The following is a 19744-nucleotide window of genomic DNA, read 5'->3' as shown; positions in this document are numbered from 1 at the left end:
CCGTCACCTCCTCGTTGAGGCTCACTGTAACCCGGTGCGGGGCACTCGTCGCGCCGTGACCTGCGAGGATGCCCCCTCCCCGAGGTCAGCCCTCCACGGGGGTCCGCGGCTCCTCGCCGGCGAGGACGGCCACGACGTTGTCGGCCGCCAGGGTCGCCATCGCGGTCCGCGTCTCGACGGTGGCCGAGCCGACGTGCGGCAGCAGGACGACGTCCTCGCGCCCGAGCAGGCCCGGGTGTACCCGCGGCTCGTGCTCGTGGACGTCCAGCCCCGCACCGGCGATCTCGCCCGCCTCCAGGGCCGCGACCAGCGCCGACTCGTCGACGATCGGGCCCCGTGCCGTGTTCACGAGGTATGACGTGGGGCCGATCAGGCGCAGCTGCTCCGGCCCGACCAGGTGGTGCGTCCGCGCCGAGTAGGGCAGGTGCAGCGACACGACGTCGCTGGCCGTCAGCAGCTCCTCCAGCGGCAGCCGCTGCGCCGACAGCTCGGCCTCGACCTCGGGCGGGGCGTCGCGGCGCCCCGTGTAGACGATCTCCATCCCGAACGCCCGGGCCCGGCGGGCGGTGGCCCGGCCGATGCCGCCCAGCCCGACGATCCCGAGGGTGCGGCCCTGCAGGCCCCGGCCGAGCATCATCTCCATGCCCCACTGCCAGGGGGTGCCGGAGCGGACGAGCCGCTCGGCCTCGCCCAGCCGCCGGGTCACCATGAGGACCAGGGCCATCGTGATGTCGGCCGTCGCGGCGGTGAGCACGCCAGGGGTGTTGGTCACGACGACGCCGCGCTCGCGGCAGGCCGCGACGTCGACGTTGTCGTAGCCCACCGCGACGTTGGCCACCACCCGCAGCCCGTCGCCCGCCGCGTCCAGCAGCTCCGCGTCGACCCGCTCGGTGACGAGGGTGACCACGGCCTGCGCCCCGCGCACCCGCTCCAGGAGGGTGTCGCGGGGGATGGGCCCGGACTCCTCCCACGCGTCGACCTGGTGCCCCGCCGAGGTCAGCGCGTCCAGCGCGGCCCGGGGGATCCTGCCCGTCACGACGACCTGTGCCATGGCGGCAGGCTAGTCGCCGACCAGCTGCCCCGACGGCCCCACCCGGCCACCGCCCACGCCCCCCCGGCCCGTCCGGAGTGCGGCCCGCAGGGCACCGGAGCACACTGGCAGCACCTGGGTCCGCCGACCGGTGGAGCCACCGTCGGAGGGGGAGGACATGACAGGCACGGACACCGCGCAACGTGACTACGTGCTCGGCAAGGCCATCCAGCTCACCTCGGTCGCCGCGCTCGGCGGCTTCCTGTTCGGCTTCGACACCGCGGTCGTCAACGGTGCGGTCACCGCGATCCGGGACGACTTCGAGCTGGGCTCGGGGCTCACCGGCTTCGTCGTCAGCTCGGCGCTGCTGGGGTGCGTCCTCGGCGCCTACGTCGCGGGCCGCCTGGCCGAGCGCATCGGCCGCATCCGCGTCATGGTGCTGGCCTCGATCCTCTTCACCCTCTCGGCCATCGGCTCCGGCTTCGCCTTCGGTGCCTGGGACCTGATCGTCTGGCGGGTCGTCGGCGGTGTCGGCGTCGGTGCCGCCTCGGTCATCGCCCCGGCCTACATCGCCGAGATCTCGCCCGCGTCGATCCGCGGGCGCCTCGGCTCGCTGCAGCAGATGGCGATCGTGGTCGGCATCTTCATCGCGCTGCTCTCCGACTACTTCCTCGCCGGGGTCGCCGGTGGGTCCGGCGAACCGCTGTGGGGCAGCACCGCCTGGCGCTGGATGTTCTGGGCGGAGGTCATCCCCGCCGTCACCTACGGCGTGCTCGCGCTGACGATCCCCGAGTCCCCGCGCTACCTCGTCTCGCTCGGCCGCGTCGAGGACGCCCGCGAGGTGCTCGGCCGGGTGATGCTGCGCGGCATACCCGAGCGGATCAAGGAGATCCAGCGCACCGTGCGCCAGGAGGCGAAGGCCTCGCTCGCCGACCTGCGTGGCGACACCGGCAAGGTGCTGCCGATCGTGTGGATCGGCATCGCGCTGTCGGTCTTCCAGCAGTTCGTCGGAATCAACGTGATCTTCTACTACTCCTCGACGCTGTGGCAGGCGGTCGGCTTCACCGAGTCCGACGCGCTGACCCAGACGGTCATCACCTCGGTGACCAACATCGTCGTGACGGTCGTCGCCATCGCCCTCATCGACCGGATCGGTCGCCGGGTGCTGCTGCTCGTCGGCTCGGCGGGCATGGCCGTCTCGCTCGGGGTCATGGCCTGGGTCTTCGCCACCGCCGACGTCGTCGAGCAGGGCGGGGAGATGGTGCCGGTGCTCTCCGACACCATGGGCCCGGTCGCCCTCGTCGCGGCCAACGCCTTCGTCGTCTTCTTCGGTATGTCGTGGGGCCCGGGCGTCTGGGTGCTGCTGGGCGAGATGTTCAACAACCGCATCCGGGCGACCGCGCTCGGCATCGCGGCCGCGGCGCAGTGGCTGGCGAACTTCGCCATCTCCACGTCGTTCCCCGTCATGGCCGACGTCGGCCTGGGCTTCGCCTACGGCTTCTACACGACGTTCGCGCTGCTGTCGTTCTTCTTCGTCCTCAGGTGGGTGCCCGAGACGAAGGGTCGCGAGCTGGAGGACATGTAGGCCGCAGCGGCCTCGTCGGGCCCGACAGCCGGGCCCGGCACCTCAGACCTCGTCGGCCTTCTGCGTCGAGGGGTCCCAGCGCAGCACGCCGTCGGCCTGCCAGCCGCGGTCCTTGATCGCCTCGCGGGCCTGCTCCTTGACCGGCCCGGTGAGGCGGTCGACGTAGAGGTAGCCGTCGAGGTGGTCGGTCTCGTGCTGCAGGCAGCGGGCCAGCAGGTCCTCGCCCTCGACGACGACCTCGTTGCCGTCGAGGTCGGTACCGGTGACGCGGGCGCGCGGGTGGCGGGCGAGCGGGAACCACTCGCCGGGCACCGAGAGGCAGCCCTCGCCGTGCTCCTCGTCCTCGAGCGGCGGCGGGGTGCCGAGGCGCTCCAGGACCGGGTTGACCACGACGCCGCGGGCGTTGGGGCCGTCGGGCACCGGGCAGTCGTAGACGAAGATGCGCAGCCGCGAGCCCACCTGGTTGGCGGCGAGACCGACGCCGTCGGCCGCCTCCATCGTGTCGAACATGTCGGCGACCAGGGTGCGGACCTCGTCGGTGACCTCCTTGACCTTCTTGGTCGGGGAGTGGAGGGCCTTGTGACCGATGACGGTGATGGGACGGACTGCCATGGAGCGAGATTCTAGGGACGCCGGCCCGACTGGCCCTAATGTGAGGCCGTGAACTGGATCGAGGTCCTCGGCTGGACCGGCTCGGCCATCCTCGTCGTCTCGTTGCTGCAGACCCGTCTGCTCCGCCTGCGGCTGGTCAACCTCGTGGGCTGCCTGGTGCTGCTGGTGTACAACTCGACCGTCGGCGTGTGGCCCATGGTGGGGCTCAACGTCGTGCTGGCCCTCATCAACGTCGTCTTCCTCTGGAGGATGCTGCGCACCCGCCACGACGACCGCCACTACGCCGTCGTCGAGGTGCGCCCCGACGACGCCTACCTCCGCTACGTCCTCGACCGCTACCGCGACGACATCGCGAGGACGCAGCCCACCTTCAGCTTCCACCCGGAGTCGGTCGACGCGTCCTACCTCGTGATGAAGGACGACGCCACGGTCGGTGTCGTGCTGGCCCGCAGCGCGGGGGAGGACACCGCCGAGGTGCTGCTGGACTGGGTCGCTCCGCCCTACCGCGACTTCTCGCCGGGGGAGTTCGTCTTCCGCGACTCCGGGCTGTTCTCCGGGCGCGGCATCCGCCGGGTGCTCTCGCCGGCCGGCATGCGCAACCCCTACTACGGGCGGATCGGCTTCCGCCCCGAGGGCGAGCGCTGGGTGCTGGACGTCGACCCGGCGTAGGCCTCGGTCAACGCCCCGGTCGGGGCAGGGCTCAGCGCCAGGGCGGCGTCGGGTCGGGGTCGACGGCGACGCTGCGCCGGCGGGTCGCGCCGCGGGCGCGCTGCGCCTCCCGACCCACCCACTCCCAGTCCGAGGGCAGGTCCTCGGGCCCGACCTCGTCCTCCCAGCGGGAGCGCCGCGGGGCCGCCTGCCGCCGCCGCACCTGGACGTGGACGACGTCGGGGTCGAAGCGGTCGACGACCGAGGGCTCCTGGTCGTCGTAGGAGATCTCCCACGGGTCCGGCTCGACCTCCTGGTCGAAGGCCTCGTGCACCCGCCGCGGGCCGGCGTCGTCCTCGTCGGCCCCCTCCGGGCCGAAGATCGTCGCGCAGATGCGGCGGTACTTCTCGTCGGGGTTGGGCACCCAGCTGATGACCCGCATCGCCTGGTCCTGGCCGGCGGACTCCATGATGAACTGCCCGTAGCCGAGCATCCGGCCCAGGATGGAGCGGCCGTAGTTCATGTCCGTCACCTTGCGCAGCGGCATCATCGCCACCTTGTGGGTGAGCAGGCCGTAGACGAGCAGCAGCCGCCGGTCGGTCGCGACGAACCACTCGTTGTGCCACTCCAGCAGCCGCCACACCGCCCGCCCGGCGACCACGAACCACAGGCACCACAGCACGGTGCCGAGCATCTCCGTGCGGGCGTCGAGGGTCGCGGTCAGCGCGCCGACCGCCAGCAGCGCCACGAACGCGGTGAGGAAGGGCTCGGTGAGCTTGGCCCAGTGGGAGCGCGTCGCCACCACCGGTGTCTCCTCGTCGAGGAGGTAGCGGTCGAGGATCCGCCGGCTGATGCGGACCTGGGCGGGGGAGGTCACGCCGGTCCCCCCGTCAGCTCCCCAGCAGGTTGTTGAAGAACCGACCGATGTTGAGCACGCCCTGGCTGATGATGTCCCACACGGCACCGACGATGTCGGCCGCCCGGTCGGGGTTCGTGATGATCGCGTAGATCAGGAACCCCCACACGATCCAGTGCAGCACCTTCTTGACCGTGGGCGGCATGCAGTCCTCCAGTCGGAAGGGGTGAGGGGTCACAGGTCTGGTGCCAGTGTGACAGAAGTGACCGGGTATGCGGTACCGCCACCCCGCGCGTGTCGGCGCTGGGTGGTTCGGCCTGCAGCGGTGACGCGCTCAGCCGCGCGGGCGCAGCAACGGGCTGGCCGCCATCCGGTCCAGCGCCTCGTCGACCTCGGCGGTCGACCCGGCGAAGCTCAGCCGCACCTTGCGGTGGCCCTCGACCGTGTCGAAGTCGACGCCGGGGGTGAGGGCGACGCCGCAGTCGGCCAGCAGGTCGGCGCACCACCGCACGGAGTCGTCGGTGAGGTGGCCGATGTCGCACCAGGCGTAGAAGGCGCCGTCCGGCGGGGCGTAGTCGCGCAGCCCGATCTCGGGGAGCCGGCGGATCAGCAGCTCGCGGTTGGCGGCATACCTCTCACGGTGGCCGTCGAGCTCGGCGCCCGCCTGCGGGGTGAAGGCACCGAGCGCGGCGTACTGCGCGACGGTGGGCGGGCAGATGTTGAGGTTGCCGGTGAGCACCTCGAGCGGCCGACGCAGCGCGGCGGGGGCCAGCAGCCACCCGATGCGCCAGCCGGTCATCGAGAAGTACTTGCTCACCGAGCCCACCACGACGGCCTCGCGGGAGGTCTGCCAGGCGCTCGCGGTCGGACGGCCGTAGGAGAGCCCGTGGTAGATCTCGTCGCTGACGAGCAGGGTGCCGTGCTCCTCGCACCACCGGGCGAGGTCGGCCAGGACGTCCGCGTCGATGATCGTGCCGGTCGGGTTGGCCGGGGAGGCGACGATGAGGCCGGCGGGCGGCTCGTCGAGGGCGTCGAGCATCTCCACGGTCGGCTGGTAGCGGGTCTCGGGCCCGCAGTCGAGCTCGAGCACCTCGCAGCCCAGCGCCTGCAGGGTGTTGCGGTAGGCGGGATAGCCGGGGCGGGTCATCGCCACCGTGTCGCCCACGTCGAAGGCGGCGAGGAAGAGCGCGGTGAAGGCGCCCGAGGAGCCGGGGAAGACCACGACGTCGTCGGGGGAGACGTCGACGCCGGCGGTGTCACGGTGGTGGTCGGCGATCGCGTGGCGCAGCGGCAGGATGCCGTTGGACTCGGTGTAGCCGAGCACCTGCGTGGTCGTCGCCGCGACCGCCGCCTCGAGGGCGGGCTCCGGCGCCGGGGTGGACGGCTGCCCGGCGCACAGCATGATGACGTCGCCGTGCGTCCGCTGACGCTCGGCGGCGGCCTTGAGCACCTCCATCACGTGGAAGGGCTCGACGGAGGACCGCTGCGAGACCCGCATGCTCCTCCTCAGACGATGCCGTAGAGGCGGTCGCCGGCGTCGCCGAGGCCCGGGACGATGTAGCCCTGGTCGTTGAGGCGCTCGTCGATGGCCCCCGTGACGACGGTGACGGGGGCGCCCACGTCGGCGAGGTCGGCCTGGAGGCGCTCGATGCCCTCGGGGGCCGAGAGCAGGGTGATCGCGGTGATGTCGTCGGCGCCGCGCTCCACGAGGTAGCGGATGGCCGCGGCCAGGGTGCCGCCGGTGGCCAGCATCGGGTCCAGGACGTAGCACTGGCGCGCGTCGAGGTCGTCCGGCAGACGGTTGGCGTAGGTGTGCGCCTGCAGCGTCTCCTCGTTGCGCAGCATGCCGAGGAAGCCGACCTCGGCGGTGGGGAGCATGCGCATCATGCCGTCGAGCATCCCCAGGCCGGCGCGCAGGATCGGCACGACGAGCGGCTTGGGGGTCGACAGGTGGATGCCGGTGGTCGGCGCCACGGGGGTCTCGATGTCGAAGGGCGTCACCCGGACGTCACGCGTCGCCTCGTAGGCGAGCAGCGTCACGAGCTCGTCGGTGAGCCGGCGGAAGGTCGGCGTGTCGGTCCGCCTGTCCCGCAGGTAGGTCAGCTTGTGGGCGATGAGCGGGTGGTCGGCAACGTGGACGCGCATGGGACAGACTCTAGGTCGTGACCGATCCGCAGCACACCCTGCCCGGGCCGAATCCGGCCGGGACCGCCTGGGCCCAGGAGGGGTATGCCGCCTGGATGCGCCTCGCGCTCGGCGAGGCGGAGGCCGTGGGCGCCTCCGGCGACGTGCCGATCGGGGCCGTCGTGGTGGGTCCGGACGGCTCGGTCCTGGGGCGGGGGCACAACCTGCGTGAGGTCGAGCACGACCCCACGGGGCACGCCGAGGTGGTGGCCCTGCGCCGGGCCGGCGCGGCACTGGGTGCGTGGCGGCTGGACGGCTGCAGCCTCGTCGTCACGCTCGAGCCGTGCGCGATGTGCGCCGGCGCGGCCGTGCTCGCCCGTGTGGACCGGATCGTGCTGGGGGCCTGGGACCCGAAGGCCGGCGCCTGCGGGTCGGTGTGGGACCTGCCCCGGGACCGCCGCGCCCTGCACCGCCCGGAGGTCGTCGGCGGGATCCTCGAGGAGGAGTGCGGGCGGCTGCTGGTGGACTTCTTCGGGCGGCGGCGGGGTTGACGAGCCAGGCGGCGGGCTCGGGAGAGAGGTCCGTGGTCGGCCCCGGACGCGATTTCAGGCTGTCCTGCACCGTCGGGTAACCTGTCCGGCGGTGGCGTGTCCGAGCGGCCTAAGGAGCACGCCTCGAAAGCGTGTGAGGGCGCAAGTCCTCCGTGGGTTCAAATCCCACCGCCACCGCGCAGCCGGCGCCCGACGCCGGGACGAAGGGGCCGGACCTCCACGAGGTCCGGCCCCTTCGTCGTGCGCGGGGACGTCGCCCGTGGCCGGGTGCCTCAGCCCACGACGAGCTTGCCGCTGCGGGAGAGCTCGGGGTCGGTGCAGGAGGCGAGGTCGAAGCAGCAGGGGCGGCGCTTGCCGTCGCGCAGCTTGGAGAGGGTGACCTCGACGCGGCGCTGCCTGGTCGCGAGGTTGCGGGTCGCGCCCACCCAGCGGACCCACTCCCAGCGGGCCATCGGGGTGATGTCCTGCCAGACGTCGGCGAGGTCCGGCGCCCCCGCCAGCGCCTCGGCGAGGTCGTCGGGCAGCTGCGGCTCGGGCCAGGTGCTGCGGATCTCGAGGTCGACCGCGACCGGGTCGCCGTCGGTCAGGCCGAGGCCGTCCTGCAGGTCCTCGGCGACCGAGATCCAGTGCCCCTTGCGGCCGTCGGGCTCCAGCACCGTCGCGACGGGGCGTCCGCCGATCACGGCGTCGACGGCCACCTGGCCCCGCGAGGGCAGCGCGGCGCTGGCGTCCTCGGGGAGCTGCACGATGCACCGCCCGTTGACCAGCCGGGCGGAGGAGCGGAACGAGATCGTCATGTCCCTCACGCTAGCCATGCCGCGGCGCGGCCCGCTTCTCGATTTCTGACCGTCCGCCCCGCTGCCCCTGGCGCGAGGACTGTGATCACCGTTACGTTCAGACTGCACAACTGCATACCGGCGGGGGGAGTGCATCGAGCAACCCCCTGAGGGGTCGCTGGGTGCGCCTCCGCCCGTGCAGGGCACGACCACCCGATCAACGATGATCCGAAGGGCGATACCCGCATGACACGACCACTCCAGAAGTCCCCGTGGCGCACCCGCACGCTCGCCGCCGTCGGCGCGATGGCAGTCGGGCTCTCGATGATGAGCGCCGCCACGGCCGGAGCCGACGAGACCGACCCACGCATCGGGTTGGGCGCCGGCCTCCACGACGCCGAGCAGGCCGCGAGCAACCTCGCGCTGCTGTCCGCGACGCCCAAGCAGGGCGACTTCGCGGGCTCGACCGCATACAGCTCGGACCTCGCCTTCACGGGTGACTACGCGATCCAGGGCAACTACTTCGGGTTCGAGATCTACGACATCAGCGACCCGGCCGCCCCCGCGCGCACGCTGAGCTACGTCTGCCCGGGAGGCCAGGGCGACGTCTCGGTCTACGGCGACCTGCTGTTCATGTCGGTCGAGTCGGCCCCCGGCCGCCTCGACTGCGGCACCGCCTCCAGCACGCCGACCAACGACCCGCAGAACTTCCGCGGGGTGCGGATCTTCGACATCAGCGACATCGCCAACCCCGTGCAGGTCCAGGCCGTCCAGACCTGCCGCGGCTCGCACACCCACACCGTCGTCGAGGACCCGGACGACGCGCAGAACGTCTACGTCTACGTCTCGGGCACCGGTGGGGCGCGCACGACGAGCCCCAACGTCCCCGGTGGCTGCACCAACGTCAACGGCAACACCCTCGAGTCGCAGCTCGACGCCGACGGCAACCCGATCCTCGGGTCGCGCTTCCTCGTCGAGGTCATCAAGGTGCCGCTGAACGCCCCGCAGAACGCGGCGGTCGTCAACAAGGCTCGGCTGTTCACCGACGCCGCGACCGGCAGCCCGGCGGGCCTGTGGCCCGGCGGCACCCACGGCCCGGGCACGCAGAGCACCTCGGCGACCGACGCCTGCCACGACATCACGGCCTATCCCGAGATCGGGCTGGCCGCCGGCGCCTGCGAGGGCAACGGGATCCTGATCGACATCAGCGACCCCACCAACCCGAAGCGCGTCGACGCCGTGATCGACCCCAACTTCGCCTACTGGCACTCGGCCACCTTCAACAACGACGGCACCAAGGTCGTCTTCACCGACGAGTGGGGCGGCGGCAGCGGCGCTCGCTGCCGCGAGCAGGACCGGATGGACTGGGGCGCCAACGCGATCTTCGACATCGTCGACGGCAAGCTCGAGTTCCGCAGCTACTACAAGCTGCCGGTGCCGCAGACGGCCCAGGAGAACTGCGTGGCGCACAACGGCTCGCTGGTCCCGGTCCCCGGCCGCGACATCATGGTCCAGGCCTGGTACCAGGGCGGGACGTCGGTCTTCGACTTCACCGACAGCGCCAACCCGGTCGAGATCGCCTTCTTCGACCGCGGCCCGAACAGCCCGACCAGCCTCATCCTGGGCGGGTACTGGTCGACCTACTGGTACAACGGCCACGCCTACGGCAGCGAGATCCAGCGCGGCTTCGACAGCCTCGCGCTGACCCCGAGCGCGTTCCTGAGCGCCAACGAGATCGAGGCGGCCTCCGAGGTCCGGTTCGAGCAGTTCAACGCCCAGGCCCAGCCGCGGATCACCCACGCCCCGAGCTTCGCTGTGGTCCGGTCCTACGTCGACCAGGCCGAGCGCAGCGGCGACCTCTCGGGCAAGGCCCTCACCGAGGTGCGCAAGCACGTCGACCAGGCCGAGCACGTCAAGGGCAAGGGTGCGAACGGCAACGCCGTCAAGGCCCAGTTCGACAACGCGGTGAAGAAGTCGGGCCTCCCGGCGGGCTCCGACGTCGTCAAGGCGATCAAGGCCCTGGCTGCGAAGAGCTGAACCGCAGGCTGACACCCTCGCCCGAGGGTGACACCGTCCCGTGACACCAGGGGTGCCCGGTGGCCGATGGTCACCGGGCACCTCTGCGTCTGCGGACGTGCACGGCGCCGGCGGACGGGCACTCCCTAGAGTCTGACCGTGGAAAGTGCAGAGGGTCCCGTGGGCGCGCGTCGCAGTCGTGGCTGGCTGCGGGCCGTCCCCGACCGGTGGCCCCCCGCCGTGCGGGTGCTCGTCGGGGTGCTGCTCGTCGCGACCGGGACCGTGCTCGCGCTGCGACCCTTCCGGTCGCTCGCGGTGCTCTTCGTGCTGCTCGTCGGCGCCCTCGTGCTCTCCGGCGTGGGCGACCTGCTGCGCGGCCGGCGCCCGTGGGGCGTGCTGCGGGGCCTGGTCCAGCTCGTCGCCGCGCTCGCGCTGCTGCTGTGGCCGGGGCCGGGACTGGGGGTGCTCACCCTGGTCGTGGCCGCGACGCTCGTGGTCGACGGTTCCCTGGGGCTGGCTCAGGGCTGGCGGTCAAGGGGCGCGGACCGTTGGGCCACCCTCCTCGGCTCAGGAGCACTCGTCGTCGTCGGGGTCCTCGCGCTGCTCTGGCGCGACGTCACGCTGCTCGTGCTGGCTGTGGCCTTCGGCGTGCGTCTGGTCGTGCAGGGGTTCCGGTTGGTGCGGCGGCGGACCGCTGGCCCTCCTGGCGCCGCCCGACCCGCCCGCCGCCTCACCGGTGCGGTCCTCGCGGTCGTCGGCGCGCTGCTGCTCGCGACCGTCGGCGTCCTGGTGCAGCGGGGCCACCCGCAGCCCGACGGCTTCTACGCCGTCCCCGCGGAGGTGCCCGCCGAGCCGGGGCGCCTCCTGCGCGCCGAGCCCTTCGACCGGAAGGTCCCGGCCGGGGCGCGGGCCTGGCGGATCCTCTACACGACGACTCGGGACGACGGCATACCCGCCGTCGCCAGCGGACTGGTGGTCGTGCCGACCGGCGCGGACGGCCCGGCACCCGTCGTCGCGTGGGCGCACGGGACGACGGGGTGGGCCCCCGGCTGCGCCCCGTCGGTGCTCGACGAGCCCTTCGAGGCGGGCGCGCTCTTCGCCCTCGAGGACGTGGTCGACCGCGGCTGGGCGCTCGTCGCGAGCGACTACGTCGGGCTGGGCACGGAGTCGCCCCACCCCTACGTCATCGGGCAGGGGGAGGGGCGGTCGGTGCTCGACGCGCTCCGCGCCGCCCGCGAGGTCGCCGACGAGATGCCGGACGGCGTGACGCTCGACGACCGCACCGTGGTGTGGGGCCACTCCCAGGGCGGGCACGCCGCCCTGTGGACCGGGGCCCTGGCGCCGACCTACGCGCCGGAGCTGCGCCTCGACGGCGTCGCCGCCCTGGCGCCGGCGAGCAACCTCGAGGCCCTCGTCCAGGTCATCGAGGAGTCCGCGGTCGGGGCGCTCTTCGCCGTCTACGTGGTGCAGGCCTACGCCTCCGTCTACGACGACGTGCGGCTCGGGGACTACGTGCGCCCGGGGGCCCAGCTGCTGGTGCGGGAGATGGCGCAGCGGTGCCTGTCCGAGCGCGGGGTGCTGGTCTCGGCCGGCCAGGCGCTGCTGCTGGACCGCCCGGTCTGGGACCGCGACCCGACCTCCGGCCCGTTCGGGCGCCGGCTGGCCGAGAACGTGCCGCCCGGCCCGATCTCCGTCCCCCTGCTCGTCGGGCAGGGAGAGGCCGACACCCTGATCGCGCCGGCCGCGCAGCAGGAGTGGGTGCGGGCGCGCTGCGCCGAGGGGCAGCAGGTGGACTACCGCACCTATCCGGGGCGGGACCACCTGTCGCTCGTCGCGGCGGACTCCCCGGCGACGGCCGAGCTGCTCGCGTGGACGGCGGAGCGGTTCGAGGGGGTGCCGGCCGGCGGGCCCGCGCGGCAGGACCGGTGCGCCGACCTTCACTGACGCGGGCTCAGCCCATCGAGGCCGCGCCGGCGACACCGATGGCGAAGACGAGCAGGACCATCACGGAGAGGATGCCGAGGGCCAGGAACGCCGTGCCGATGATGCCGAGCGCGAGCCCGGCCTGCAGCTGCGCGCGGTTGCTGACCGGCAGGGCGGAGGCGTCGGCCTCCTTGAGGGCGGTCCGTGACATCGCCCAGGCGAACGGTCCGAGGATCGGTGCCAGGGCGACGGAGAGGATCCCGAGGATCAGCACGAGCGTGCCCCGCGGGTGCGCGGTCGTGGCGGGCAGTCCCCACGGAGCCTGGGACCCCAGGCCGTAGCCGGGGGTCGACCCCTGGCCGGGGGCCTGACCCTGCTGACCCGGCAGCGGCGGTGGCTCGAAGCGGTGCATACCTGGAGGGTATGCCGAGGGGCCGCACGAGGGGGAGTCCCTCGCGCGGCCCCGTCCGTGTCGGTGCGTCCGCAGGGCTGGCGGCTCCTGCTCCCGGCCGCGCCTCCCCGGGGCGCCGGGGGCCGGTCGGGCTCGGGCGGACGGTCACGGTCGACCGGCTCTCCTCCGGCGCGCACGCGGGGAGGTGGCGCGGGCCTGCGGTGTGCCGCCGTGGCCGGACGCGCGCGGCTCCTCGCCGGGGCGCGACGTGCACCGCAGCCCAGGGCGCGTCCCGGGCCCCGTGGGCGAGCCGACCCACGGGCCGGTGGACGCGCGCGACACGGGGTGCACGCCGTCCGGCGGGGCCGAGATACGGGGGGATCCGGGACCGGGGTCCCGGATCGGAGGGGGGGCGGGGACCGTTCCCGGGCCGGAGGTCGGACCGGGGCCCCGAGGGCGCGGGGAAGGGTGTCCTCCCGCGCCGGCCGCGCCCCACGGGACGGGAGACGCGGCCGGGGGAGGACCGGGGGCGCCGCGGAGGCGCCCCGGTCCGGGTCCCAGTCCGAGACGATCGCGTCGAACTCGGCACGCAGCCAGTCCTCGTCGTGGCACACGAGGTCCCAGAAGGCCAGGTCCTCGTCACCACGGACCGTGCCCCGGTCAGGAGGTGCTGCGGGAGCGAGCGTCACGTCGACCGCCTCGGGGTCGGATCAGGCGTTGACCAGCTCGCGGTGCTCCTGCTCCACCGTGGAGCCCTGGATGGTGCTGTCCTCGGCACCGGTGGTCAGGCCCTGCACGGTCGAGCCGCCGGTCCCCGTGGTGACGGTGATCCTGCGCGGCCTGGCCTGCTCGGCGACCGGGATGCTCAGCGACAGCACACCGGCGTCGTAGGTCGCCTCGATCCGGTCGGTGTCGAGGTTCTCGCCCAGCATCAGCTGGCGGCTGAAGACGCCGCGGGTGCGCTCGGAGGCCACCATCTCGCGGTCCTCGTCGAAGCCGGGGCGCTCGGCACGCACGGTGACGACGTTGCGCTCGACGTCCACGTCGATCGACTCGGGGCGGACGCCGGGGAGGTCGAACTCCACGCGGAAGGTGTCACCGTCGCGCCAGGCGTCCATCGGCATCACCGACGGGCGGGCGAGGGTTCCGCGGACACCGGCGAACATCTGCTGCGACAGTCGGTCGAGCTCCCGGAACGGGTCGGTACGCATCAGCATCGAGGTCATGACCAGCTCCTCTCTTCTCGATATCAACCTCTCGTGCTGACGGCTGCTAATCTGCATCCGTCGCTACAGATTTTATAACTCTAATCGGCGTAAGATTCAAGTCATGGGCGCCACGCTCGACGTGGCGTCCGCCACAGGGCGCAAGGGTGAAGGAAGGAGGTGCGGTGACGATGGCGGACCGGGTGCACGACGCCGATCGCGGCGTCTACGGCATCTCCGTGGCGGCCGAGCTCGTGGGGCTCGCCGCCCCGTCGCTGCGGCTCTACGAGGCGCACGGCCTGCTCGAGCCGGACCGCACGCCCGGCGGCACACGTCGCTACAGCACCAACGACCTCGAGCGCCTGCGGGAGATCGCCGGCCTGCTCGACGCGGGGGTCAACATCGCCGGCGTCGCACGCATCCTGGCCCTGCAGGACGAGAACCGGCGGCTCGCCGGTCAGGTCGAGAGCCTGCGCGGCCAGGTCGAGGGGCTGCGGCGCCGGGCGAGGGCGGGTCAGCGCTGACCCGCGCCCCCGCGTCAGCCGCGGTGCAGCTGCTCGGCCGCGCGCGCGATGTCGTCGAGCTCGGTGCGCAGCGACTTCTCGGTGAGCTTGAGCCCGAGCGGCCCGACCACGCTGAGCGCGAGGCGCTGCAGCCGCGTGGGGTCGGCCACCTCGGCGCCGAAGTGCAGGGTGAGCAGGGTGTCACCCGTCTCCTCGAGGGACTCCAGCGTGTAGACCGTCCGGTAGGTCGTGCTGGCGTCCACCGCCTCGACGACGGTGCGGCGCAGCGGGTCGTTCTCGACGACGACCATCTCCTGCGTGTCCGAGGCGCCCATCATGCGCCGCGTCTCGCGCCAGCGGGTGCCGAGGGCGTAGGGGCCGTCGGTGAGCACCTGCAGTTCGGTGACCTGGGACAGGCGACGCGCCGCGTGGTCCAGGTCGGTGAGGACCTCCCACACCACCTCGCGCGGTGCGGCGATCCGCCGGGTCAGGGTGACCTCGTGCGCCATCTCGCTCAGCCCTCCTCGGTGGCGGCGGCGTCGGGGGCGGGCAGGTCCTCCCACTGCTCGCCCAGCACCAGGTCGACGCTGGAGGAGGACCGGGTGTCCGCCACCAGCTCCACGCCCTCGGGCAGCGAGGCCTGCAGCAGCTGGGCCTCCTCGATGCCGGTGGGGCCGTGCCGCAGGATCGCGATGCCGGGCACGTCGGCCCCCTCAGGGTCGTTGGCGACCGTCGCGACGGCGAAGCCTCGGGCCCGCAGGGCCTCGCCGGCCCGTCCGGCGGCGCCCGGGATGCCCCCGGCGTTGAAGACGTTGACGCTGACCTCGGCCGGGGTGACGGTCGCCACGGGCGGGGCGGACGTGGCCGTCGCCTCGTCGCCGCCGCGGTCGCCGCCGGGCAGCGTGACCCAGCCCTGCATGTAGGCCAGGGCGAACCCGAAGACCAGCAGCAGGCCGAGCAGCACGGCGACGATGACCAGGGCCGCCCGCCGGCGCGCCCGTCGGGCAGCGGTGGACATGCCGGCCGTGCGCACGTATCCCACAGACGGTCTCCTTTCCGGCGTCAGAGGCTAGCGAGCGCCGGGGGCGTCGAGGTCGAGGACACGCCCGTGGACGACGGGCCGGCCCTGCAGGGCGGCGCGGAGGGCCCGGTGGAGGCCGTCCTCGAGGTAGAGCGTGTTCTCCCACTTGACCACGTGGCAGAAGATGTCGCCGTAGAAGGTGGAGTCGGGGGAGAGCAGCACGTGCAGGTCGAGCTCGGCCCGCGTGGTGACCAGCTCGTCGAGCCGGAGCATGCGCGGGGGAAGGTGCGCCCAGTCCCGCGCCTCGTCCAGCCCGTGAGGGGGGTAGGGGCGTCCGTCACCTACTCCCTTGAAGATCATGCGGCGCAGTCTAGAGTCTGCGGGTGTGAGCGAGCAGAGCGCCAGCAGCCAGATCGACCTCATCCGCGAGGGCTACGCCTTCACCGAGCCGAGCATCCTGCTCGGGGCTGCGGTCGACGACCAGGGCCAGATCGTGTCCGACGCGCCGGTGCGGTTGCCGCTCGGCTCGATGAACCGCCACGGCCTGGTGGCCGGCGCGACCGGCACCGGCAAGACCGTGACGCTCCAGGTGCTCGCCGAGCAGCTCTCCGACGCCGGGGTCCCCGTCTTCCTCTCCGACGTCAAGGGCGACCTCACGGGGCTGGCGACGCCCGCGGCCGGCGGGGAGAAGATCGAGGAGCGGATGGGCGAGCTCGCCCAGGAGTGGACGGGCACGTCATACCCGGTCCAGCTGCTCAACCTCGGTGGCCTCGGCGCCGGTGCCCCCGTGCGTGCCACCATCACCGACTTCGGTCCCACCCTCCTGTCCAAGGTGCTGCGCCTCAACAAGACCCAGGAGTCCAGCCTGGGCCTCGTCTTCCACTGGGCCGACCAGCAGGGGCTGGCGCTGCTCGACCTCAAGGACCTGCAGGCCGTGGTCCAGCACCTGGTCTCCGACGAGGGCAAGGCCGACCTGAAGTCGCTGGGCGGCCTCGCGACCTCCACCGCGGGCGTGATCCTGCGCGAGCTGGTGGCGCTGTCCGCCGCCGGCGGCGACCGCTTCTTCGGCGAGCCGGCGTTCGACACCGCCGACCTCATGCAGGTGACCCCGGACGGCAAGGGCGTGATCACCTGCCTCGAGCTGCCGGGCGTGCAGGACAAGCCGGTGCTCTTCTCGACCTTCCTCATGTGGCTGCTGGCGGATCTCTTCCAGGACCTGCCCGAGGTCGGCAACCCTGACAAGCCCAAGCTGGTCTTCTTCTTCGACGAGGCCCACCTGCTCTTCGACGACGCCTCCGACGCCTTCCTCGACGCGGTCGAGCAGGCCGTGCGCCTCATCCGCTCCAAGGGTGTCGGCGTCTTCTTCGTCACCCAGGCGCCGACCGACGTGCCCGACAGCGTGCTCGCCCAGCTCGGCAACCGGGTGCAGCACGCGCTGCGGGCGCACACGCCCAACGACGCCAAGGCGCTCAAGGCGACCGTCTCGACCTATCCGACCAGCGGCTACGACCTTGCCGAGGTGCTGACCTCGCTGCGCACCGGCGAGGCCGTCGTCACGGTGCTCTCGGAGAAGGGGGCGCCGACGCCGGTCGCCCGCACCATGCTCAGGGCGCCGCAGGGCCAGATCGGCCCGTCGGACGAGAGTGTCCTCGACCGGCTGACCACGGGCTCGCCGCTCACGGCGAAGTACGGCACCGCCCTCGACCGCGAGTCGGCCTACGAGCTGCTCGGGGCCAGGGTGAAGGCCGCGGCCGAGGCGCGCGCGGCCGAGGAGGCTCGCGTCGCCGCCGAGAAGGCGCGCGAGAAGGAGGAGCGCGAGCGGGCCAGGTCGACGAGCTCGGGCGGCTCCCGCAGCCGGTCTCGAGCCAAGGAGGACTCGGGCATCGTCGAGCAGGTCGTCACGTCGACGGCCTTCAAGTCGATGCTCCGGTCCGCCGGCACGGTCATCGGGCGAGAAATCACGCGCTCGATCTTCGGCACGCGCAGCAAGCGCTGAGGCGCCGCCGCGGCCGCCGCAGACAGGCCGCGGACCACGATTTCGGGTCCGGCACCGCCCTCGGGTATCCTTCCCGGCGGAGGATTCGCATAGTGGCCTAGTGCGCACGATTGGAAATCGTGTTGGGATAAAACCCTCGGGGGTTCAAATCCCCCATCCTCCGCCGGAGAAGGCCCCCGCTCGTGCAGAGCGGGGGCCTTCGTCATGTCCCGGCTCCCTTGTCGCCGACTCGCGCGCTCGCGCAGAGGATCTCGCCATTTGCGTTGCGCCCCAACGTTTCCCGCCCCCTGCTCCCTTCCCTGACGGCAACTTGCGCACGCCGCGTCCTCCATGTTCTGATAAGCACTGCTTGGGGAGATCATAAGCAAACGCACCGCACGCGAAGGAGCCTGCATGGCCAGCTGGAGACCCGACCCGACCTTCTACCCGTCCCCGTCCCTCGCGGCGGAGGAGCCCCAGGAGCGCTACGCCTACGTGGCGACCTACTGGCGCGGGGAGGGCGAGCCGCAGAAGGACGCCCTCGCGGTCGTGTCCGTGGACCCCGCTGCCGACGACTACGGCCAGGTCGTCGGTTGGACCGAGATGCCCAACCACGGCGACGAGCTGCACCACCACGGGTGGAACGCCTGCTCCTCGGCCCTCTGCCCCGGCAACCCCCACCCGCACGTTGAGCGCCGCTACCTCATCCTCATGGGGCTGCGCTCCTCGCGCATCCACTTCGTCGACGTGCGCCAGGACCCGCGCAACCCGACGATCGACAAGATCATCGAGCCGGAGGAGTACAAGGCCAAGAGCGGCTACTCCCGCCCGCACACCGCCCACTGCGGCCCCGAGGGCATCTACATCACCAACCTCGGCACCGCGGAGGGCGACGAGGGCCCCGGTGGCATCGCGCTGCTCGACCACGACACCCTCGAGGTCAAGGGCACCTGGGAGAAGGACCGTGGCCCGCAGTACCTCGCCTACGACTTCTGGTGGCACATCAACCACGACCGGATGATCACCAGCGAGTGGGGCACGCCCCGCCAGGTGGAGGAGGGCCTGCTGCCCGAGGAGCTCCTCGCCGGCCGCTACGGCAACAAGCTGCACGTCTTCGACATGGTGAGGCGCACCCACCTCCAGGCGCTCGAGCTCGGCCCGCAGTACCAGATGGCGCTGGAGCTGCGTCCCGCGCACGACCCGCAGCACCAGTACGGCTTCATCGGCGTCGTCATCAGCCTGGAGGACCTGTCGGGGTCCATCTGGTGCTGGCACCGTGACGGCGACGACGGCGACTTCGCGATCACCAAGGTCTACGACATCCCGGCCGAGCCGGTGGCCGACGAGGACGTCGACAAGCTGCCCGAGATGCTGCGTCCGTTCAAGGCCGTGCCGCCGCTCATCACCGACATCGGCCTGTCCGTCGACGACCGCTTCCTCTACGTCTCGTGCTTCGGCACCGGCCAGTCGATCCAGCTCGACGTGTCCGACCCGCTCAACCCGACGAAGGTCGGCGAGATCCGCCTCGGCGGCATCATGTCCCGGGCCTCCCACCCGGCGGCGCCGGACCTGCCGCTCTCGGGCGCCCCGCAGATGGTCGAGGTCAGCCGGGACGGCCGCCGGGTCTACTGGACCAACAGCCTCTACGGCGCCTGGGACGACCAGTTCTACCCCGACGGCGTCGGCGCCTGGATGGCCAAGGCCGACATCGACCCGGAGACCGGCGCGATGTCCCTGGACGAGCGGTTCTTCCCGCACGGGGACGACTTCCGGGGCAACCGGGTGCACCAGGCCCACCTCGAGGGCGGCGACGCCTCGAGCGACAGCTACTGCTTCAGCTAGTGCTGCTCGCGCACCTCGAGCACGGCGCGGCGGGGAGCGGCGGCGGCGCGGATGTCGCCGCCCTCCTCGCCGCAGCCGGGCTGGGACTCTTCCACGGGATCAACCCGGCCATGGGCTGGCTCTTCGCGCTGTCCTTCGGGCTGCAGGAGCGCAGCCGTGCCGCGATCGGCCGCTCCCTGGCCTGGATCGTGCTGGGCCACGAGATCTCCGTGCTGCCCTCCGCCCTCATCATCACCGCCTTCGCCGGGCAGGTGTCGCGAGGCGTCGCGATGGCCGTCGTCGCCGGCGCGCTGCTCGCCTTCGGCTCGTGGCTGCTGCTGCGCCCGCGCCACTTCCGCTGGGTCGGGATGCGCCTGAAGCCGTGGCAGCTGGCCTGGTGGTCCTTCCTCATGTCGACCGCCACCGGGGCCGGGCTGATGCTGGCGCCGGTGCTGCTGCACACCTCCGGCGGCGCGAGCCACCACGCGACCGCGGGTCTGGCGGAGGGCTTCGGCGCCGCCACGGTCGTGGCGCTCGTCCATGCCGCGGGTATGGCGTTCGCCTCCGGGGTGGTCGCTCTCGTCGTCCACCAGGTCTTCGGGCTGCGCATCCTGCGCACGCACTGGATCAACCTGGACCGGGTGTGGGCGCTGGCCTTCCTGGTCGCCGCGGGCGGGGTGGCGCTGGCCTGGTGGCAGGGCTGAGCG

The 19744-nt window shown here is 72.5% G+C and carries 21 protein-coding genes and 2 tRNA genes; 11 read left to right on the top strand and 12 right to left on the bottom strand.

Annotated features, from left to right (window positions below):
• Positions 1-85 precede the first annotated feature (85 nt).
• Positions 86-1051 (bottom strand): 2-hydroxyacid dehydrogenase, encoded by a 966-nt coding sequence (locus tag FB476_RS14465; RefSeq protein ID WP_141820635.1) that lies wholly within the window; start codon positions 1049-1051, stop codon positions 86-88.
• A 157-nt stretch (positions 1052-1208) separates the two neighbouring features.
• Between FB476_RS14465 and FB476_RS14460 the strand changes: the two genes are divergently transcribed.
• Positions 1209-2615 carry a sugar porter family MFS transporter gene (locus FB476_RS14460; protein WP_141820633.1) on the top strand — a complete coding sequence of 469 codons (1407 nt, stop codon included), beginning with the start codon at positions 1209-1211 and terminating at the stop codon, positions 2613-2615.
• 42 nt (positions 2616-2657) lie between these two features.
• Here FB476_RS14460 and def read toward each other — a convergent pair whose 3' ends face one another.
• Entirely contained in the window at positions 2658-3227 is a 570-nt protein-coding gene (gene def, locus FB476_RS14455; protein ID WP_141820631.1) for a peptide deformylase, read from the bottom strand.
• Between the two features lie 48 nt (positions 3228-3275).
• Here def and FB476_RS14450 point away from each other — a divergent pair, with 48 nt between their 5' ends.
• Entirely contained in the window at positions 3276-3896 is a 621-nt protein-coding gene (locus tag FB476_RS14450) for a YgjV family protein (RefSeq protein WP_141820629.1), read from the top strand.
• A 31-nt stretch (positions 3897-3927) separates the two neighbouring features.
• Here the strand turns inward: FB476_RS14450 and FB476_RS14445 are convergent, their stop codons facing one another.
• The 4 genes from FB476_RS14445 to upp all read right to left on the bottom strand — a co-directional run bounded on the left by FB476_RS14445 (position 3928) and on the right by upp (position 6876).
• Entirely contained in the window at positions 3928-4752 is an 825-nt protein-coding gene (locus FB476_RS14445; protein WP_141820627.1) for a PH domain-containing protein, read from the bottom strand.
• A 13-nt stretch (positions 4753-4765) separates the two neighbouring features.
• The gene (locus FB476_RS16535; RefSeq protein ID WP_170233668.1) at positions 4766-4936 is read right to left on the bottom strand and encodes a hypothetical protein; all 171 of its coding nucleotides are present in this window, start codon (positions 4934-4936) and stop codon (positions 4766-4768) included.
• A gap of 129 nt (positions 4937-5065) precedes the next feature.
• Entirely contained in the window at positions 5066-6229 is a 1164-nt protein-coding gene (locus FB476_RS14440) for an aminotransferase class I/II-fold pyridoxal phosphate-dependent enzyme (protein WP_141820624.1), read from the bottom strand.
• A gap of 8 nt (positions 6230-6237) precedes the next feature.
• On the bottom strand, positions 6238-6876 hold the full coding sequence (upp, locus tag FB476_RS14435; RefSeq protein ID WP_141820622.1) for a uracil phosphoribosyltransferase: 639 nt from the start codon (positions 6874-6876) through the stop codon (positions 6238-6240).
• A gap of 95 nt (positions 6877-6971) precedes the next feature.
• Here upp and FB476_RS14430 point away from each other — a divergent pair, with 95 nt between their 5' ends.
• Complete coding sequence (locus FB476_RS14430) at positions 6972-7406, top strand: nucleoside deaminase (RefSeq protein ID WP_141820915.1); 435 nt, start codon at positions 6972-6974, stop codon at positions 7404-7406.
• Positions 7407-7496: 90 nt separating this feature from the next.
• Positions 7497-7583 (top strand) — tRNA-Ser (locus FB476_RS14425).
• A 95-nt stretch (positions 7584-7678) separates the two neighbouring features.
• Here the strand turns inward: FB476_RS14425 and FB476_RS14420 are convergent.
• On the bottom strand, positions 7679-8203 hold the full coding sequence (locus tag FB476_RS14420) for a YdeI/OmpD-associated family protein (RefSeq protein ID WP_238329815.1): 525 nt from the start codon (positions 8201-8203) through the stop codon (positions 7679-7681).
• A gap of 225 nt (positions 8204-8428) precedes the next feature.
• Between FB476_RS14420 and FB476_RS14415 the strand changes: the two genes are divergently transcribed.
• Entirely contained in the window at positions 8429-10219 is a 1791-nt protein-coding gene (locus FB476_RS14415; protein WP_170233667.1) for an LVIVD repeat-containing protein, read from the top strand.
• A 138-nt stretch (positions 10220-10357) separates the two neighbouring features.
• On the top strand, positions 10358-12142 hold the full coding sequence (locus FB476_RS14410; RefSeq protein WP_238329814.1) for a lipase family protein: 1785 nt from the start codon (positions 10358-10360) through the stop codon (positions 12140-12142).
• Positions 12143-12149: 7 nt separating this feature from the next.
• Here the strand turns inward: FB476_RS14410 and FB476_RS14405 are convergent, their stop codons facing one another.
• Together FB476_RS14405 and FB476_RS14400 are read right to left on the bottom strand one after the other, a co-directional pair.
• A complete protein-coding gene (locus FB476_RS14405; RefSeq protein ID WP_202877043.1) occupies positions 12150-12533 on the bottom strand; it encodes a hypothetical protein in 384 nt (127 codons plus the stop codon).
• A gap of 689 nt (positions 12534-13222) precedes the next feature.
• Positions 13223-13729: an Hsp20/alpha crystallin family protein gene (locus FB476_RS14400; RefSeq protein ID WP_141820909.1), complete on the bottom strand. Its 507-nt coding sequence runs from the start codon at positions 13727-13729 to the stop codon at positions 13223-13225.
• 179 nt (positions 13730-13908) lie between these two features.
• Here FB476_RS14400 and FB476_RS14395 point away from each other — a divergent pair, with 179 nt between their 5' ends.
• Positions 13909-14241: a MerR family transcriptional regulator gene (locus FB476_RS14395; protein WP_141820907.1), complete on the top strand. Its 333-nt coding sequence runs from the start codon at positions 13909-13911 to the stop codon at positions 14239-14241.
• Positions 14242-14255: 14 nt separating this feature from the next.
• On the opposite strand, the gene FB476_RS14390 is transcribed toward FB476_RS14395, so the two are convergent.
• From FB476_RS14390 to FB476_RS14380, 3 genes are read right to left on the bottom strand one after another with little or no spacing between them, the layout of a single operon-like run.
• The gene (locus tag FB476_RS14390; protein WP_141820616.1) at positions 14256-14729 is read right to left on the bottom strand and encodes an SRPBCC family protein; all 474 of its coding nucleotides are present in this window, start codon (positions 14727-14729) and stop codon (positions 14256-14258) included.
• Positions 14730-14734: 5 nt separating this feature from the next.
• The gene (locus FB476_RS14385; protein ID WP_141820614.1) at positions 14735-15262 is read right to left on the bottom strand and encodes a LytR C-terminal domain-containing protein; all 528 of its coding nucleotides are present in this window, start codon (positions 15260-15262) and stop codon (positions 14735-14737) included.
• Between the two features lie 27 nt (positions 15263-15289).
• Positions 15290-15601 (bottom strand): type II toxin-antitoxin system VapB family antitoxin, encoded by a 312-nt coding sequence (locus FB476_RS14380; protein ID WP_141820612.1) that lies wholly within the window; start codon positions 15599-15601, stop codon positions 15290-15292.
• On the opposite strand from FB476_RS14380, the gene FB476_RS14375 reads away from it, so the two are divergent.
• From FB476_RS14375 to FB476_RS14360, 4 genes are all read left to right on the top strand, one after another.
• On the top strand, positions 15600-17237 hold the full coding sequence (locus FB476_RS14375; RefSeq protein WP_141820610.1) for a helicase HerA-like domain-containing protein: 1638 nt from the start codon (positions 15600-15602) through the stop codon (positions 17235-17237). The two genes, FB476_RS14380 and FB476_RS14375, sit on opposite strands and share 2 nt — an antisense overlap.
• A gap of 78 nt (positions 17238-17315) precedes the next feature.
• Positions 17316-17400 (top strand) — tRNA-Ser (locus FB476_RS14370).
• A 230-nt stretch (positions 17401-17630) separates the two neighbouring features.
• Positions 17631-19058 (top strand): selenium-binding protein SBP56-related protein, encoded by a 1428-nt coding sequence (locus FB476_RS14365; RefSeq protein ID WP_141820608.1) that lies wholly within the window; start codon positions 17631-17633, stop codon positions 19056-19058.
• Positions 19058-19741, top strand: coding sequence for a hypothetical protein (locus tag FB476_RS14360; RefSeq protein ID WP_238329812.1), 684 nt, complete (start codon positions 19058-19060; stop codon positions 19739-19741). The genes FB476_RS14365 and FB476_RS14360 overlap by 1 nt, the downstream gene beginning before the upstream one ends.
• Positions 19742-19744 lie beyond the last annotated feature (3 nt).

Source organism: Ornithinimicrobium humiphilum (assembly GCF_006716885.1).
Classification (GTDB): Bacteria; Actinomycetota; Actinomycetes; order Actinomycetales; family Dermatophilaceae; genus Ornithinicoccus; species Ornithinicoccus humiphilus.
The sequence above is the reverse complement of the archived record's forward strand: the minus strand, read 5'-3'. Positions and strand labels throughout refer to the sequence as shown.

Excerpts from the sequence above, each read along its gene's own strand:
- FB476_RS14465 (WP_141820635.1), bottom strand. The coding sequence starts at position 1,051 with ATGGCACAGGTCGTCGTGACGGGCAGGATCCCCCGGGCCGCGCTGGAC.
- FB476_RS14460 (WP_141820633.1), top strand. The coding sequence starts at position 1,209 with ATGACAGGCACGGACACCGCGCAACGTGACTACGTGCTCGGCAAGGCC.
- def (WP_141820631.1), bottom strand. The coding sequence starts at position 3,227 with ATGGCAGTCCGTCCCATCACCGTCATCGGTCACAAGGCCCTCCACTCC.
- FB476_RS16535 (WP_170233668.1), bottom strand. The coding sequence starts at position 4,936 with ATGCCGCCCACGGTCAAGAAGGTGCTGCACTGGATCGTGTGGGGGTTC.
- FB476_RS14440 (WP_141820624.1), bottom strand. The coding sequence starts at position 6,229 with ATGCGGGTCTCGCAGCGGTCCTCCGTCGAGCCCTTCCACGTGATGGAG.
- upp (WP_141820622.1), bottom strand. The coding sequence starts at position 6,876 with ATGCGCGTCCACGTTGCCGACCACCCGCTCATCGCCCACAAGCTGACC.
- FB476_RS14430 (WP_141820915.1), top strand. The coding sequence starts at position 6,972 with ATGCGCCTCGCGCTCGGCGAGGCGGAGGCCGTGGGCGCCTCCGGCGAC.
- FB476_RS14420 (WP_238329815.1), bottom strand. The coding sequence starts at position 8,203 with ATGACGATCTCGTTCCGCTCCTCCGCCCGGCTGGTCAACGGGCGGTGC.
- FB476_RS14415 (WP_170233667.1), top strand. The coding sequence starts at position 8,429 with ATGACACGACCACTCCAGAAGTCCCCGTGGCGCACCCGCACGCTCGCC.
- FB476_RS14405 (WP_202877043.1), bottom strand. The coding sequence starts at position 12,533 with ATGCACCGCTTCGAGCCACCGCCGCTGCCGGGTCAGCAGGGTCAGGCC.
- FB476_RS14400 (WP_141820909.1), bottom strand. The coding sequence starts at position 13,729 with ATGCTGATGCGTACCGACCCGTTCCGGGAGCTCGACCGACTGTCGCAG.
- FB476_RS14395 (WP_141820907.1), top strand. The coding sequence starts at position 13,909 with ATGGCGGACCGGGTGCACGACGCCGATCGCGGCGTCTACGGCATCTCC.
- FB476_RS14390 (WP_141820616.1), bottom strand. The coding sequence starts at position 14,729 with ATGGCGCACGAGGTCACCCTGACCCGGCGGATCGCCGCACCGCGCGAG.
- FB476_RS14375 (WP_141820610.1), top strand. The coding sequence starts at position 15,600 with ATGCGGCGCAGTCTAGAGTCTGCGGGTGTGAGCGAGCAGAGCGCCAGC.
- FB476_RS14380 (WP_141820612.1), bottom strand. The coding sequence starts at position 15,601 with ATGATCTTCAAGGGAGTAGGTGACGGACGCCCCTACCCCCCTCACGGG.
- FB476_RS14365 (WP_141820608.1), top strand. The coding sequence starts at position 17,631 with ATGGCCAGCTGGAGACCCGACCCGACCTTCTACCCGTCCCCGTCCCTC.